Annotated in this window: 16 protein-coding genes; 3 read left to right on the top strand and 13 right to left on the bottom strand. The window is 42.9% G+C overall.

What is annotated here, in order from left to right:
- Window positions 1–55: 55 nt before the first annotated feature.
- Window positions 56–955, bottom strand: coding sequence for a helix-turn-helix transcriptional regulator (locus tag HMPREF9380_RS07380; RefSeq protein WP_002932732.1), 900 nt, complete (start codon window positions 953–955; stop codon window positions 56–58).
- A gap of 224 nt (window positions 956–1179) precedes the next feature.
- On the opposite strand from HMPREF9380_RS07380, the gene HMPREF9380_RS07385 reads away from it, so the two are divergent.
- On the top strand, window positions 1180–1629 hold the full coding sequence (locus HMPREF9380_RS07385) for an NUDIX hydrolase (RefSeq protein ID WP_002896150.1): 450 nt from the start codon (window positions 1180–1182) through the stop codon (window positions 1627–1629).
- Between the two features lie 67 nt (window positions 1630–1696).
- Window positions 1697–1999, top strand: coding sequence for a DUF1827 family protein (locus tag HMPREF9380_RS07390; protein WP_002898025.1), 303 nt, complete (start codon window positions 1697–1699; stop codon window positions 1997–1999).
- A gap of 26 nt (window positions 2000–2025) precedes the next feature.
- Here the strand turns inward: HMPREF9380_RS07390 and HMPREF9380_RS07395 are convergent, their stop codons facing one another.
- Window positions 2026–2460, bottom strand: a complete 435-nt coding sequence (locus HMPREF9380_RS07395) for a GNAT family N-acetyltransferase (RefSeq protein ID WP_002932726.1) — start codon at window positions 2458–2460, stop codon at window positions 2026–2028.
- Between the two features lie 22 nt (window positions 2461–2482).
- On the opposite strand from HMPREF9380_RS07395, the gene HMPREF9380_RS07400 reads away from it, so the two are divergent.
- Complete coding sequence (locus HMPREF9380_RS07400) at window positions 2483–2938, top strand: MarR family winged helix-turn-helix transcriptional regulator (RefSeq protein WP_002932725.1); 456 nt, start codon at window positions 2483–2485, stop codon at window positions 2936–2938.
- A gap of 136 nt (window positions 2939–3074) precedes the next feature.
- Here HMPREF9380_RS07400 and ileS read toward each other — a convergent pair whose 3' ends face one another.
- The 11 genes from ileS to murD all read right to left on the bottom strand — a co-directional run bounded on the left by ileS (window position 3075) and on the right by murD (window position 15701).
- Window positions 3075–5867, bottom strand: coding sequence for an isoleucine--tRNA ligase (gene ileS, locus HMPREF9380_RS07405; RefSeq protein ID WP_002932724.1), 2793 nt, complete (start codon window positions 5865–5867; stop codon window positions 3075–3077).
- 283 nt (window positions 5868–6150) lie between these two features.
- Entirely contained in the window at window positions 6151–6945 is a 795-nt protein-coding gene (locus tag HMPREF9380_RS07410; protein ID WP_002932723.1) for a DivIVA domain-containing protein, read from the bottom strand.
- A 9-nt stretch (window positions 6946–6954) separates the two neighbouring features.
- Window positions 6955–7740: a YlmH family RNA-binding protein gene (locus HMPREF9380_RS07415; RefSeq protein ID WP_002932716.1), complete on the bottom strand. Its 786-nt coding sequence runs from the start codon at window positions 7738–7740 to the stop codon at window positions 6955–6957.
- Window positions 7737–8012, bottom strand: coding sequence for a YggT family protein (locus HMPREF9380_RS07420; RefSeq protein ID WP_002896162.1), 276 nt, complete (start codon window positions 8010–8012; stop codon window positions 7737–7739). Before HMPREF9380_RS07420 ends, HMPREF9380_RS07415 begins: the two co-directional genes overlap by 4 nt.
- Before the next feature lie 5 nt (window positions 8013–8017).
- A complete protein-coding gene (locus HMPREF9380_RS07425; protein WP_002896164.1) occupies window positions 8018–8605 on the bottom strand; it encodes a cell division protein SepF in 588 nt (195 codons plus the stop codon).
- Between the two features lie 9 nt (window positions 8606–8614).
- The gene (locus tag HMPREF9380_RS07430; protein ID WP_002932711.1) at window positions 8615–9286 is read right to left on the bottom strand and encodes a YggS family pyridoxal phosphate-dependent enzyme; all 672 of its coding nucleotides are present in this window, start codon (window positions 9284–9286) and stop codon (window positions 8615–8617) included.
- An 8-nt stretch (window positions 9287–9294) separates the two neighbouring features.
- Window positions 9295–10572 (bottom strand): cell division protein FtsZ, encoded by a 1278-nt coding sequence (ftsZ, locus tag HMPREF9380_RS07435; protein WP_011836648.1) that lies wholly within the window; start codon window positions 10570–10572, stop codon window positions 9295–9297.
- Between the two features lie 16 nt (window positions 10573–10588).
- The gene (gene ftsA / locus HMPREF9380_RS07440; RefSeq protein ID WP_002932708.1) at window positions 10589–11947 is read right to left on the bottom strand and encodes a cell division protein FtsA; all 1359 of its coding nucleotides are present in this window, start codon (window positions 11945–11947) and stop codon (window positions 10589–10591) included.
- Between the two features lie 121 nt (window positions 11948–12068).
- A complete protein-coding gene (locus HMPREF9380_RS07445) occupies window positions 12069–13280 on the bottom strand; it encodes a cell division protein FtsQ/DivIB (RefSeq protein WP_002932706.1) in 1212 nt (403 codons plus the stop codon).
- Window positions 13277–14347: a UDP-N-acetylglucosamine--N-acetylmuramyl-(pentapeptide) pyrophosphoryl-undecaprenol N-acetylglucosamine transferase gene (locus HMPREF9380_RS07450; RefSeq protein WP_002932703.1), complete on the bottom strand. Its 1071-nt coding sequence runs from the start codon at window positions 14345–14347 to the stop codon at window positions 13277–13279. Before HMPREF9380_RS07450 ends, HMPREF9380_RS07445 begins: the two co-directional genes overlap by 4 nt.
- Window position 14348: 1 nt before the next feature.
- On the bottom strand, window positions 14349–15701 hold the full coding sequence (gene murD / locus HMPREF9380_RS07455; protein ID WP_032907248.1) for a UDP-N-acetylmuramoyl-L-alanine--D-glutamate ligase: 1353 nt from the start codon (window positions 15699–15701) through the stop codon (window positions 14349–14351).
- Window positions 15702–15820 lie beyond the last annotated feature (119 nt).

The raw sequence follows: 15820 nt of genomic DNA, 5'->3' as shown, positions 1-15820 counted from the left end.
GAGCCCTCCTTTCTTTATTACAAACAGTATAGCAAAGAAAAGCTGACAACCTCTGTCAGCTTTTATAAATATCGGCAATAGCTTTTAACTTTTCTTTGAATTCTTCCCGTAACCGAGACGGCTCCAAGATTTCAACTCCATCCAAAAAGGATAGCAAGTAGGTATAAAGACTATCGTGACTCGGCAAATGCGTCTCGACATAAATGCTCCCATCAGTCTCCTCTATCTCTGCTTCTGAAAACTCCTCGTACACCCGAAAGGCATGTTTCTTGTCAAATTTCAAGAGGACTTTTACAGTATTTACTAGCCGCTCCTCGGGGCTAAATTTCTCATCCAAGACTCTCTGCTTAAATCGTTCCTCTAACATATGACACCCTCTTATTCTGCTGAGTTTAAAAAAGCGCGGAGCTTGTCTTAAGCGACAAAAGCCAGCAACATACCAGTTTTGGCTTTTAAATACTAACTTCAGCGCCTCTATCTTGCGCTGCTCTCTTTCTCCACACCCATTCAAGTAAGAAAATGACAAGACTCTTCTTTGCAAGATTGCCTGCTTAATCGTATCAAACAGTTCTTTCTGATCTGCTTTCTTGCGCCAATCAGTGAAATCCACCTCCAGCCAGGATGTGGCCTGAACTTGAAACAAGGACTGCAGCTTAGCCAAGGTCTCTACCTGCTCGGCATCAGTTATAACCTGCAAGCCTTGAAGAGCAGCTAATAGCTCATCCCTCTCAGACTCTGAAAACAATGCCTTGTCTAAGACAAAATCCTTCATCAGAAAAATACCCCCACCCTTGCCTGGGCTGCAATAGATAGGGATTCCTGCTAAACTCAGCTTGTCTACATCTCGATAGATGGTCCGAATAGATACTTCAAATAGTGAGGCCAATTCGGGAGCTGTTGTGCGGCCCTGCTCTAAAAGAAGATATAAGATTTTAAAAAGTCTGCTTTCTGTCATAAAACCACCTCGCTCCTATTATAACAATTTCTTCTAAAAATGTTTTACCATTCCTATAAAGAAGAGTTTTCTAAACGGTCGGAGGAAGGAATTTATTATTTGAAGGGGATTTCTTTCAAGGACTATCATTCTTTTTCTGTCCAATAAACCGAGTAAATTCTTGACAGCTGGTCCTTAGTCCATTATGATAGATAGTAAACTGACTAGAGATTGAGGATATTAGAATGACAAATCCAACCTTTGGTGAAAAGGAAGCAAATGTAGAATATGTGACCCGATACGGAGTCTATGCCGTTATCCCAGACGAAAAAAAAGAAAAGATTATTTTGGTCCAGGCGCCTAATGGGGCTTGGTTTCTGCCCGGTGGAGAGATTGAAGAGGGGGAAAACCATCAGACTGCGCTTGAACGCGAGCTGATGGAAGAACTTGGATTCACGGCCCAGCTTGGACGCTATCTTGGACAAGCTGATGAATATTTTTACTCCCGCCATCGCGACACCCATTTCTACAACCCGGCCTACCTGTATGAGGTCACCTCTTTCCAAGAAGTCCAAAAACCGCTGGAAGATTTCAACCAGCTTGCCTGGTTCCCAGTCGAAGAAGCTATTGAAACACTCAAACGCGGCAGCCATAAATGGGGTATCCAAGCCTGGAAAAATACACTTAAAGCTTAAAGAAATCATTCACAATTCATAGCAAACATGTTATAATAATAGCAGGTATAAAGCAGGAGGAAATCGTATGAAGCTTATTAATACAACAAACAGTCATGCTGACCTTGTCAAAAGCCAATTGGAAAGCACCGATGCGATATTAGTCGAAGTTTATTCTGCTGGAAACAGCGATGTTGTTTTTACACAAGCTCCTCTTCACTATGAAATTTTGATTTCAAACATGCACCGTGCTGTACGCGAACAGGAAATCGAAAAAATCAGAGAATTTTTCTTGAAGAGAAAAATTGATGCAAATACTATTGATAGAGCTGCTATCCGCACTATTTACGCTAATAATCTAATCGAAATTTCCATTCCTGTGAAACAGTAAAAACTAAGGCAATCGCCTTAGTTTTTTTATTGTTTATAGATCATGGTAATGTGAGGTGTAGCTTCAAAAATAAAGGGTTGGCCAACTGATTTGAAGCCATACTTTTCATAGAGAGCAGCCACCTGAACCTGAGCCTCTATTTCAATTTCCTTTCCTGGCCATTTTTCAGCACATAATTGCAGGATTTCTCTGATAAGCTGTCCACCTAAGCCCTGTCCTCGTGCAGACTGAGCTGTGACCACTCTACCAAAGACCAAATGCTCTCCCTCTTCAAAGACACGGGCATAAGCATCAATTTCCCCTTGTTTATTAGCATGGTAAACATGCACTGCTTCTAGGTCCTTCTCATCCAGCTCATGATAAATGCGCTCCTGCTCCACCACAAAGGTGTCAATGCGCAATTTTAAGATTTGATAAAATTCTATCGGGGTCAACTCTGTTAATTTTTTTCTATACCACATACTTGTTTCCTCTAACTTTTTAATGTATAATAAATGCAAATGCAACTATCAAGGAGTTCCTATGGATTATCGTCAACTTTTCCGACAAATGGGCTTTATTTCTAGACAAGCTATGATGAAAATGAATCAGAAAGCCAGTAACTATAGCCTAGACAATAATTTATTTCTACTGCTCATTCGTATCGTCGAAAATGAAGGCCTCAGCCAATCACAACTGGCAGAACTGGTGCAGATTGACAAGACTACTCTCAGCCGTTCTCTAGGAAAGCTAGAAGATAGAGGCTTGATTATCAAAAAGACAAAAGCTCAAAATAAGAAGTTCAAAGAGCTCTATCCTAGCAGTCAGGCTCTCAAACTCTACGACCAACTGATTGGCTTTGAAAATACCTACGCCAGTCAGGCGCTGCAGCAACTGACTTCCTCTGAGCTCTTTCAGCTCCAAAACATTTTGGCTAAAATATGCACTCCTAAGTTATGACTAGTATAACAGAAAACAGTTGCAAACGCAACTGTTTGTTTTTGCTAATTTGGTTTTAAATTAACAAATTTTCAAATCAATCTATCTAAAAAATGGCTTACCTCTAAAGGGCAAAGCCATTTTTCATTTTGGAAACTTACTTGCTCTCAAAGCCTTCTGCAACTGCTTCCGCAAAGTTTTCTTCTAAAATTTCTGCACAGTGGTCACAGACAAGGGCTTGATAACTGCGCTCTTTAACTGTTGTATCAATGCGACGGCAGCGATCACAGACTTGCCCCTGCGCATGCTCTACAACAAAAGCTACATCTTCAAAGACTAAAGCGCCTTCTGGAGCAGGTCCTTCAGCAATCGTTAATTGTGAAACAATAAGAAGCTGTGCCACATCGCTGTTAACTGCTTCCAGCAAGGTCTTGATGACTTCATTCGGATAGACAGTCAGATGTGCTTCCAACGATTTCCCAATAACCTTCTCATTGCGGGCTTCTTCCAAGGCTTTCTGAGCCTGACTGCGGAAGTCCATAAAGGCAGACCAAGTGTCCAAGATTTCTTCTTGATTTGGGAAAGTCAGAGCTTCTGGCAATTCGGATAGCTGAACAAATTCTTCCTCTTCATGTTCTAGGTAAGACCAAATCTCTTCTGCTGTGTGAGGCAGGATTGGTGTCAACAGCTTGGTAATCTTGACCAAAATATCATAGAAGACAGTCTGCATCTGACGACGTTCCAATGACTTAGCTGCTTCGATATAGACGACATCTTTGGCAAAGTCCAGATAGAAAGCGGACAAGTCAACAGTCACAAAGTTGACAATCGCTTTATAAATAGTCAGAAACTCAAAGTCCGCATAAGCCTTGCGAATAGTCTCTACTAATTGATTGAAGCGGATAGTCATGTACTTATCAACGGAGCGAAGCTCTTCGTAAGCTACAGCATCCTCAACGGGATTAAAGTCAGAGGTATTGGCAATCAAGAAACGCAAGGTATTCCGAATCTTACGGTAGGTTTCAGAAACTTGGCTCAAGATATCCATAGAGATGCGAACGTCGTTGCTAGAATCAACACTGGTTACCCAGAGACGCAAGATTTCCGCACCAAATTGTTTTTCTACATCGCTTGGAGCAATGGTATTTCCAAGTGATTTAGACATCTTTTCACCCTTACCATCTAAGGCAAATCCTTGTGACAAGATTTGTTTGTAAGGAGCTACGCCATGGTTGGCAACTGAAGTGATGAGGGATGAGTTGAACCAACCACGGTATTGGTCTGAACCTTCTAGATAAAGATCAGCTGGGTAAGTCAATTCCGGACGGTTGACCACTACACCATTCCATGATGAGCCTGAGTCAAACCAAACGTCCATGATGTCCGTTTCCTTGGTAAATTCGCCGTTTGGAGAACCTGGATGAGTAAATCCTTCTGGCAAGAGGTCCTTGGCTTCACGCTTCCACCAGACGATAGAGCCATGCTCCTCAAAGAGTTGAGCTACGTGTTCGATGGTTTCGGCCGTCATGATTGGTGTTCCGTCTTCGGCATAGAAGATTGGCAACGGCACACCCCAAGCCCGCTGACGAGAGATAACCCAGTCACCACGGTCACGAATCATGTTATAGAGACGCACTTTACCCCATTCAGAATGGAATTTAACCTTTTCAATTTCGTCCAAGATTTCTTGGCGGAATTTAGAAACAGATGCAAACCACTGTGGAACTGCCCGCCAGATGATTGGCTTCTTAGTCCGCCAGTCAAATGGATAAGAGTGAGAGATTTCTTCCTGAGCCAGGAGCAAGTCACCAAGCTTTTCAATAACCGTTGGCGCAACCTTGTCATAGAACTGGCCTGCAAAGTCAGGACCAGCATTTTCCATCATGATACCACGCTCATTAACAGTGACAAATACTTCCAAGCCATTAGCTACACCAACATTATAGTCGTCCTCACCAAAACCAGGCGCTGTATGGACAATACCAGTACCAGAGTCAGTCGTAACGTGGTCACCAAGAATGACAAGTTCATCTACAGCCGTATCCCATGGGTGAGCCGTCACGATCTGGTTCAATTCTTGACCACGATAGGTAGCCAAAACTTGAACATCAGCCCAGCCAAATTTCTCAGACAGACTATTCAACAATTCTGAAGCAACCACAAACTTACGAGATTCACCAGCTGGTTGAACGACTACGTAATCGATATCTGCTCCAACAGTCAAACCACGAGAAGCTGTAATGGTAAATGGAGTTGTTGTCCATACGACGATGTAAGTATCTGTGTCCAGTACCCCTTTTCCGTCTTTAACTCGGTTAGCATAGTACAGAGAGGTGGAAACCAAGTCATGGTATTCAATTTCAGCTTCAGCCAAAGCTGACTCAGAAGACCAAGACCAGTAAACGGGCTTAGCACCACGGTAAATGTAGCCTTTCTTAGCCATTTCGCCAAAGACACGGATTTGAGCGGCTTCATAGTCTGGAGTCAAAGTCACATAAGGATTATCCCAGTCACCAGAAACACCCAAACGCTTGAAGTCTTCTTTTTGCTTTTCGACTTGGCTAAGCGCGTAGTCCCGACACATGTTGAGGTACTCTACCAAGTCTAGCTCTTTGCGCTTAACGCCTTGCTTTGCCAATACCTGCTCAATCGGAAGACCATGTGTATCCCATCCAGGAATGTAAGGCGCATAGTAACCAGCCATAGACTTTGAGCGAACAATGATATCTTTGGAAATCTTATTCATAGCATGACCGACGTGAATATTGCCATTAGCATAAGGAGGGCCATCATGCAGGATAAATTGCGGCTTGCCTTCATTCAGTTCCTGACGGCGTTGATACAGCTTAGCTTGATCCCATTCCTTTTGCCAGAGAGGCTCCTTATTTGGAAGACCAGCACGCATAGGAAAAGCAGTTTTTCCAAGATTGAGTGTTTCTTTCAGTTTCATTGTATTCCTCTTTATTTTTAAAATTACAAATTAAAAACCGCAAACTTCTCCAAAAAGGACGAAAATTCGCGGTACCACCTTTGTTTAGGCAAGACAATAGCATGATGCTCCTCTTGCCCCTCTTTGTCCGTAACGTGGACTGCCGTCTCATCCTACTGATTTCAGACGAAAGTTCTGTAAAATGATAGCCCAAGCAAGATGGACTGCAGATCTCTCACCATCATCTGCTCGCTGAAAGTATTTTGCTTAGTCTGTGTTTTTACAATCTTATCTTCTTTAAAAATTATAAAATATTTACTGGAACTTTTTGTTCCCCATTTGTATCATCATCGTGATGGTCAGCTTCTGAGTTTTCCTCAGCTGCGTGAGCTTCAATATCTTCATCGCTGAGCGGAGAAAAAGCTTGGGTCGCAGCCAATTCACGGTTAGCAGCTTCAATGCGATCTTGCAACTCAGCCATTTCCTCTGGAGAAAATTGACGTGTAACATCAACTTCTTCCTCACGTACAATTGCTTCTTCCCCTAGCACTTCTGCTACAACTTCTTTGAAAGCTTCATCACTGGTCTGTAAATAAGTAGCTGTCGGACGTAGAATTTCTTCCCACTCAGATGAATTGACAATACTAAGTTGACTTTCAATAGTTGATTTCAAACGTTGATGGAAGACACGTGTTTTATTTTTCAATTCTTCTGTTTCAATAGCTACTTTCTTAGCATTATCTGCTGCCTGACGCAAAATTTCATCGGCCTTGAACTTAGCTCCATCTAATAAATGCTGAGCATCTTGCTCTGCCTGACGGACAATATTCGTAGATCGCTCGTTGGCAGCAACTTTAACGCGCTCAGCCGTATCCTGAGCAATCAAGACAGACTGGCTGAGAGAGTCTTTCATCTCATCAAAATATGTCAGACGTTCTTCCAGATTACGAATTTTTGCTTCTTTTTCGTGATTTTCACGAACCAAGTCCTCATAATCACGGACAACGATGTCCAGGAATTCATCTACCTCTTCAACATCATAGCCTCTAAACTTGGTTCCAAAGGATTTATCTTTAATTTCTAATGCTGTAAGTGTCATAGTTCCTCCTCATTTACTAGCTAATAATTCAACAGTTAACTTATGTTTTCCATTCTTGGAAAGGCCATTTTCTCTTAAAACCTTAAATCTTCCAAATCGTCTAACGCTAATCAAGTCTTCTAGCCCAACCTGCAGGCTGGGATTGTCATTAACAGCATAGTTTACTTTCACATGCTTGCCAGAAATCAGCTGAGCAGCCTGACTCCTTGACAACTTAAAGGTGCTGGCTACCAACTTATCCAAGCGAAGACTAGATGCTAAAATTTCTCTGGTAACAGCCTGCTTCTGCTCTTTCAGCTGCTCTGCAAAGGAAACTTCCTTTAGTCTAACAGGCATCTTTGCAACTTTGGAGACATGATCTATAAAATACTGGGTCAGTCTTTTATCTACAAAGAGCTGCGCGCGGTCTCCAACCACAAGAATATCACCAAAGGTCCGTCTTTCAATCCCTAATTGATTGAGCAAGGTCCCCATAATCTGCGAATGACTGATTTTATAAAATTTGCTTGCATAGGAAATTTCCAGCAAGCTCAATTCAAAATCATCCTTATTCAGTTGGTAATAAGAAGGCGCCACAAGAACTCTTGCCAGTTCACTTGGAAAATAATCCGAACTAGCAAAGACTTGCACATCATATTGCTTGCCAATATTCTTCAAGATTGAGACCTGATGGGGATTCAGAAAAGACGTTGTTTCAAAGGCATAGGTATCTTGGACCCGCTGAAGCAGCTCCAGACTCCTATCAATAAACTCTCGATCCTCATGCGAAAAGTGTTGATATAAATCTTTCATCATAATAACATTAGTAAAACGCTTATTAAATAAAAGACCACACGATTTAAAAGGTTTAAAGCCAGAATTGCAACCCAAACGGTAAAGTCCAGCCCTGCAAACTGCAAGGGAAGACGGCGGAAAAGTTTTAAATACGGTTCTACAATTCGTGTTAGAAACTCTCCGAATTTGGTTTGATAAGCTCCTGGAAACCAAGACAGAAGTGCATAGACAATCAAGGCAATGCTATAAAGATCGAAAAGATTAGAGATGGCACGAATTACAAAATATAACATATCTCTTATCTACTGCGCTTCATATCAAAGTCGAATTCGCTGATTTCAACATCGTTTGGCAGGCGGATATCTTCCACATTTACCACTACATTAATCGGAGTCAGCAAATACATAGTGCTTGCAACTTTTTTCAAATTTCCAGCCAAGACATAACGCGCACCGTCTAGGTAGTCTAAACAACGTCGAGCCTGTACCTCAGTCATATACTGGAAGTCAATCAGGATGCTTTCATTAGCCAAAAGCAGGTCAACAATTTCAGTCGCTTCCTCATATCTCCTCGGATAACGAACATCAATCGTAATCTTCTCATCCGCATTTGCACGGTGCTGAGCCAATTCCTGCTGACGTGCATGAAGTCTGGTAATATTCTCTGTCGAAGATTTCTGTTGTGGCTGTGGTTTAGGCTGTGGCTTGGCCGCAGCAACCGGACGAGGAGCTGGCTTGCTCTCTCTGACTGGCTTAGGCTGAACCAATTCAGGCTTCTGCTTAACAGGCGCTGCAGGTCTGCTGACAGTCTGCTCCTGAACCTCAGTCTCATCTCCATCTTCTGTAAAATAATCTATAAATTTATCAAATCTATCTTTTAATGACATATTTCTTTCCTATTTAAAAAATGCTGTACCAATTCTGACATAGGTCGAGCCATGGGCAATTGCTTCAGGATAATCACGGCTCATTCCCATGCTTAATTCAGAAAAGGGCATATTATTTAACTGTTTCTTTTTTAATTCTTTTTGTAGTTGATGAGCCTTTTCAAAAATTTGATTCAGCTCCTCATGACTAGCTTCAAACGGAGCCATTGTCATCAATCCCACAATTTGAACATTTTCTAATTTTTCAAGTTCAGGCAGGACAACTTCAAGATCTTCAACTAAAAAGCCATGCTTGCTCTCTTCTTTAGAAATATTCACCTGCAGGAAACATTTAATCACATGTTCAGCCCGTTTGTCAATCTCCTTGGCCAATTTTACAGAATCTAAAGCATGAAAGTAATCAACATAGTTAATCACATCCTTGACTTTTCTCCTCTGCAAACTGCCGATCAGGTGCCAGGTCAGATTCTCATCTTTCAGAGCATGGTATTTATCTAGAAATTTATCTACCCGATTTTCTCCGATATGCTGAATACCTGTACGAACAAGCTCCTGAGTTGTTTCGCAGTCAACATATTTGGTAACTGCAATGATATTTACTGAATCTTTCAAACGCTGGGCTTGCTCCGCCGCTTGAGCGACGGATTGAAAGACCAACTCTTTATTATTCTGCAAATTCATGATTTAGATTAACGATTTCTGAAGAATGGAGGTGTTTCCAATTCATCATCATCTTCATTAGTTTCTGCATAGCGTTCCACGCGGGCTGACGAACTTGGTTCAGCCTGACGAACAATCGCTTCGCGGCGAAGATCCCAATCACCAAAGGCTGAACCTTTAGGCGCATCCGTTCTTTGACGGCTTGGAGCAGGAATATCAACCGTTTCGGTCATATCAAAGTTTCGTTCAAACTGTCCTGAGCGAACTTCGCGGTTTGGCTCAACTTGCTGCGGACGGCTTGGACTAGTAGGTTGTGGTGTCTGACGAATACCGCTGACCTTTTCAACCTTGTCCTGACGAACACCAGTAGCTACAACAGTCACGCGGATTTCATCCTTCATAGACTCATCAATAGCAGTACCGAGCCAGATATTCACGCCATGGCCTGCTGCTTGATTGACAATTTCTGAAGCTTCTTCAGCTTCAATCAAAGTCATATCTAAGCCACCAGTAACGTTGACAATTACGTCCTCTGCACCATCAATGGTTGTTTCCAAAAGAGGTGAGTAGATAGCTTTACGAGCAGCTTCGATAACACGTTCTTCACCGCTACCAACACCAATTCCCATCAAAGCATTACCCTTGTCTGCCATAACTGTTTTCACGTCGGCAAAGTCAAGGTTTATCAGTCCTGGGCTGGTAATCAAGTCAGTAATCCCTTGGACACCTTGGCGAAGAACATTATCTGCTTCACTGAGTGCTTCAAGGAGCGGAGTCTTCTTATCTACAATTTCAAGCAAGTTGTTATTTGAGATAATCAAGAGTGTATCTACATGCTCGCGAAGTTCATTGATTCCCTCTACCGCAAAAGTGCCACGCTTGCTTCCTTCGAAACCGAAAGGACGTGTAACTACAGCGACAGTCAGAGCACCAACATTTTTTGCAATACGAGCAATCACTGGAGCAGCTCCTGTCCCAGATCCACCACCCATACCAGCAGTGATGAAGACCATATCTGCTCCTTGAAGAGCTTCTGTCAGGACTTCTTCACTTTCTTCAGCTGCCTTACGGCCTACTTCAGGCTGACCTCCGGCACCGAGTCCGCGAGTCAGCTTAGGACCAAGCTGAATAACTGTTTCAGCTTTGGCACTGCTAAGAGCTTGAACATCTGTATTTGCTGCGATGAACTCAACACCAGCAACACCTTCATCAATCATTCGGTTGATGGCATTACCGCCACCTCCACCGACACCAATAACTTTAATTACTGCGCCTTGTGCAGCAGCAGCGTCAAATGAAAATGTCATATTCTCTGTATTCTCCTTAATCAAACATTTTGCCAATTAGGTTGCGCATCCGATCTGTAATACCGGTTTTTGGTTCTTGGTTTGGCACATCAGCACTAGCAATTGGAACTTCTTGGACCGGCTCCTCAGGAATCTCATCAGCTGGTTGAGGTTCAAAACGTGGTACTGACTGAGCAGGACGCTCAAAGGATACAGGTCGATGGCGTAGTTGCTCATCACCATGAACAGCAACCTGAGCCAGCATGTCCACATCTGTTAAGTTTCCAGCATACTCTGACAGACTGATAACATGTGCGAAAGCAGGATTGCGAATGCCGATTTGATTTGGCACATAAAGCTTGACATTCACGCCAAACACTTCCTGAGCAAGCTCAACCACTCCTGGAAGAATAGCTCCTCCACCAATAATCACAATGCCACCTGGTAAATCTAGAAGGTGTCTTCTATCCAAATCTCGTTTGATTTGCTCAAAAATGTGTTGGATACGAGCAGAAATAATCTCAGCCAAATACTTCTCAGTTACTTCAACCGGCTCAATCTCTCCAATCACTTCTACTTGGAAGGACTCTGTCCCAGCTTCTGGAACATAAGCAGAACCATAGTTAAACTTGAGACTTTCAGCCAACTTTTGCGAAGTCTTCAAAACCTTGGAGATGTCCTTAGTTACGTAGTCACCGCCTTCTTGGTATATATTCGTATATTGAAGTTCTTGACCTCTAACAGAAGCTACTGTAGTTTGGCCGCCGCCCATATCAATGACAGTTGCCCCAAACTCACGTTCCCCTTCGTTCAAGATTGACTTAGTCATAGCCAATGGGGAGATAATAACGTTCTCAAGCTGAACTCCCGCACGCTCCACTGTCTTGCGGAGGTTGTGGAGAATAGTCCGTGGTCCAGTATAAAGAAGACCACGCATTTCTAAGCGAATCCCCATCATGCCGCGTGGGTCACGAATCCCTTGGAAACCATCCACTACAAACTCTTCTGGGATGAAAGTAATCACTTCGCGGTCAGGAGTCATACTTTTAGTCAGAGCAGATCTAACAACATTCTCTACATCTGTATCTGTGATTTCCTTAGAATCACTAGTCACAGGAATCATACCCTGAGTAGGCTCAATCTGTAAGAGATTAGCCGGAAGTCCGACATTAACTAAACCAATTGAAATGCCTGCCTTTTCTTCTGCTTGAGAAATAGCTGTCTTAATGGCAGCAGCAGCAGCCTCAATATCAACAATAATTCCATCTTTAACGCCAGCACTTTTTGCATTGCTGACCCCAATAACATTCATTTCATTGTTGATGTGCTCTGCCACCAACACTTTAATTGAGCTAGTTCCTATATCTAATCCAGTAAAAAAGCCGTCTCTAGCCATTACACCAGTCCTCTCTATCTTCCATGTTTCCGGTCTATACTAATAACGCTAAAAATTAGAGTTACCCAAGCTTTATTATAACATAAAGAAAATGAAAATGTGCAGTTTTTCTACATATAATTTAGCGATTTTCGGTATTTCCCGGGTTTTCTGTCGAATTTTGCGGCTCTGCAGATTCTTGTTCTTGACTTTCTGTCACCTGCTCAGCCGCTTGTTCTGTTGGCTGTCCCGTCGATTCCTCTTCTGCTTTCTGCTTTTCTTCGTCAGAAGAAGACGACTCGTTTTGAGCTCCTTCAACATAACTAAAAATCCCTGCTTCCATATCTACAACACTAGGTACACCCTCTTCCAATTGCGATTGTATTCCCTTGTAATATGGCAGTTTTTTGGCAATATGCGAAATTGGTACCAAGACTTTGTTGCCATCATGCATGGTCAGCGTAACCAAGTCCGGTGTCACCTTGCTTGGAGTCAACTGAACTGTCTTAATATTTTTCTTGACCGAAGCCGGTACCTTTTCAATTTGAAGGGCAAATTCCTTAATCAATTTTTTATCTGAAAACTCTATCGAAATATGGGTTTCCGGCAAAGAATCTGCAGCAGTCGGGTCCGAAATAATCTCCCCATTTGTCAGAATAGGATAATACTGACCACCCTCATGCAGATAGGCCAGAACTCCGTACTCCTTGACCTTTACCTGAAAAGTAATCGGAAACTGATAAGCCATCTCCAGATTGTTAATCCAAGGACTAGAAGCTTTCATATTGCGGATATGATTGCCGCCATTGATAAAGGTTGTTAAAGTATAGTCCTTTTCATCAATCTTACTGCTTTTGAGCAGTTCTTCCTGACTGACCATTTGATTCCCTGAAAATTTGATAGTCTTCATGGTCGCCAGTGGCGTCAAAAAATAGATTGACAAGAGAAAAATCAAACCACTGCCCAGCAAAACCGGCAGCGCTCGATAAATATGAATCCTCGAGATATGCACCTTAGCAGCTTCTTTTTCTGCCTTTTTCTGAAGTTTCTCAAGTTTTTTGCGCTCTTTCTCGCTCAACTCGGTCTCTAGCTCAGATTCGGATGATTCATCTTCCAAATATTCTGTTTCTTCCTCTTCATAAGTTGAGTCGTCTTCTTCCGTCTCTTCAGCTATTTCTCCGCCTTCGATTGAGTCCTCAGCTTCAGCTTCTTTTACTTCCTCTTCTTCCAGCTCCTTCTGCTTACTTGCTTCTTCCTGAGCCTTCTTTTCAAGATATTCTTTGTTTCGTTTCTGCCATTCAGAGAGGTGCTCACTTACCTCTTCCTTTGGCTCATCGTGGTTTTTCTTGCTCATTTCTTTCCCTTGTCAATATCCGCTTTCAATAAAGCATAAAATTCATCTACAGACTTGATTTCCTGAGAATTTTTCATAGCTTGATGATAAGAAGCCTGGTTTGCCAAAAGGTCATCAAGTGCTGCCTGTAAATTGCTCATATCCAGCTGTTCCTCTGCCAATTGCTTGGCATATCCCTTTTTCACAAAATAATCGGCATTTTCAATCTGATCGCCACGACTGGCTTCACGTCCCAGAGGAACGATAATATGAAGCTTAGCCATAGCCAAGAGTTCAAAGATTGTATTGGAACCGCCTCGGGTCACCACCACATCTGCCAAGTCCATCAAAGGCTGGTAGAGGTCAGTCACATAGGCTCTGCGAAAGAGACGTTCAGACAGAGCATCCAAACTTGCATCGCCTGTCAGATTGATGATGTTATAATGCTCGGTCAGTGCAGCTTGATTCTGGCTGACAAAGTCATTAAAGACCTTAGCACCTGCAGAACCACCAACGAAAAGCAGGGTTGGCAGTTCCTTATCAAAATACTGACGAATTTCTTCTAGTTCCTGCGGTGGGACTGACTCTTGACTGCCGACCTTGGTTACAGCTCCGACATGCTCAATCTTGGTCAGACTGGAAGGTTGCTCAAAGGTCGCATACATCTTGGTCGCACACTTATAGGCAATTTTATTGGCCAAGCCAATGGATAGATCCGACTCATGAACATAGACAGGCACTCCGGACAGTCGGGCTGCAATCACGGGCGGAACAGATACAAAGCCTCCCTTAGAAAAGAGAGCCTGCGGCCGTACCTTGAGCATAATACCCAGCGACTGGAAAATCCCCCAGACAACCTTAAAGCCATCCAGCAGATTCTGCCAAGAAAAGTAGCGACGAAGCTTACCCGTAGCTACCGAATGGAAGGTTACGTCCAGTCCAGACTTTTGGATTTCCTGATACTCAATGCCATGCTTATCACCAATATAGTGGACCTGCCAGCCTTCTTTGATAAATTTTGGAATCAGGAGAAGGTTGAGGGTTACATGCCCGACCGTTCCTCCGCCTGTAAATACAATCTTTTTCATCTTAACCTTTTAATTCTTCAAATGCAGCGAGAAATTCATCGCCACGGACTTCAAAATTACTATACATATCCCAGCTGGCATTGGCAGGACTAAGCAAGACAATGTCTCCTGGCTCCGCTTGCGCAAAGGCCTTATGAGCCGCATCCTGGACATCAGTCGCATCCAGATAAGAAACGCCAGCCTGATCAGCCGCTCTCTTTACACGCGGAGCTGATTGTCCTAAGATAACCATTTTCTTGAGCCCTTTGAGGTCAGGCACCAACTCGTCAAATTCATTGCCACGGTCCAAGCCACCTGCAATCAGAATCACCTTGCTATTGTCAAAACCAGACAAGGCTTTCTGGGTTGCCAAGATATTGGTAGACTTACTGTCATTATAAAAAGCAACCTCATTTACACGCCCCACATACTGGAGTCGGTGCTTAACACCCCCAAAAGCTGACAAGACTTCTTTGATCGTCTGATTGTCAATGCCACGAAGTTTGGCTACTGCAATCGTAGCCAGAGCATTTTCGACATTATGACTGCCAGGAACGCCGATTTCAGCCGCCTGCATAATCGCTTCTCCACGGAAAGTCAGGACATCACCCTCTAAATAGGCACCATCCACCTTTTCAGTCGTTGAAAAAGGCATAACAGTAGCCTGAGTCTGGCTAGCCATTTCCTTGGCCCAGTCTTGATTGAAATTCAAAACCAGATAATCATCAGCTGTCATGTTTTTCTGGATATTCCACTTGGCAGCTGCATAGTCCTCAAGAGAGCCGTGATAATCCAAATGAGTCGGCATGAGGTTAGTAATAACAGCGATTTGCGGATGCAAAGCCTCAATCCCCATCAATTGGAAGGAAGACAGTTCCATGACCAACGTATCTTTGCTGCTGGCTGTTTGGGCTACCTGGCTGGCAGGAAAACCGATATTACCAGACAAAAGACCATTTTGACCGCCAGCTGTCAAGACTTGCGCAATCATGGTTGTAGTCGTCGTCTTGCCATTTGAACCCGTAATACCAACAATCGGTGCTTCAGAAATTAGATAAGCCAACTCGACTTCAGTAATGACTGGAATATTCTTCTCAAGAGCCCGAACGACCATGGCATTGTCATAAGGAATACCTGGATTTTTCACCATTAGTTCAAAATCTTCGTCCAGCAACTCCAAGGGATGACCTCCTGTCACCACTTTAATACCTTCTTCTAGCAAAGATTGGGCAGCAGGATTTTCCTCAAAAGGTTTGCCGTCGTTAACTGTCACGATGGCTCCTAATTTATCTAAAAGGCGAGCTGCTGACTCACCCGACTTGGCCAAACCCAGAACCAAGACCTTCTTATTGGCAAAATTTGCTATTTTTTTCATAAGCAACCTCTTCCATTCATACTTCATTCTATTTTACCTTTTTTTGTGAAAATAAAAAAGACATAGGAGTCTTTTATTTTCGACTGTAAGCAAGTTTTGAAAAAAATGATATGTTTTCA

It is taken from the genome of Streptococcus sanguinis SK49, assembly GCF_000212815.1.
Taxonomy (GTDB): domain Bacteria; phylum Bacillota; class Bacilli; order Lactobacillales; family Streptococcaceae; genus Streptococcus; species Streptococcus sanguinis_C.
This window is presented reverse-complemented; position numbering and strand designations above follow the sequence as displayed.